The organism is Streptococcus sp. GMD4S, assembly GCF_000296955.1.
Genome location: NZ_AJRE01000379.1, coordinates 1 through 624 on the forward strand (window position 1 = coordinate 1; position 624 = coordinate 624).

The window sequence follows — 624 nt, forward strand, 5'->3', positions numbered from 1 at the left end:
TTGCTACAATTTACTATGCAATTGTACCACATTTTTATCATTTCATCTAGTTTTCTAGGCTTTAGTCAATTCCGATTTCATCTTTAACCACAGCAGCAATCGTATCTACATAGTAGTTGACTTCTTCTGTTGTTGGTGCTTCTGCCATGACACGCAAGAGGGGTTCTGTTCCACTTGGGCGGACAAGGATACGGCCGTTCCCTGCCATCTCTTCTTCCATCTTTTCTATGATTGTCTTGATGGCTGGTACTTCCATGGCATTTTCTTTCATGGCATTTTCCACTCGGATATTGACCAGTTTTTGTGGGTAAATCGTCACTTCTGATGCTAGTTGAGACAAGCTCTTGCCTGTTTCTTTCATGATTTTGGTCAATTGGACAGCTGATAATTGACCATCACCAGTTGTATTGTAGTCCATCAAGATAACGTGACCTGATTGTTCACCACCAAGGTTGTAGCCTGATTTTCTCATTTCTTCAACGACATAGCGGTCACCAACAGCAGTCACTGCCTTGTTAATGCCAGCGCTATCCAAAGCCTTATGGAAGCCAAGGTTAGACATAACCGTTGTCACGATGGTATTTTGAGCCAACTGGCCTTTTTCAGAAAGGTATTTCCCGATGA

The 624-nt window shown here is 42.5% G+C and carries 1 pseudogene; it reads right to left on the reverse strand.

The features are described from left to right. Window positions 1-61: 61 nt before the first annotated feature. Window positions 62-624 (reverse strand): annotated as a pseudogene (glmM, locus tag GMD4S_RS10015) (phosphoglucosamine mutase); the annotation flags it as partial.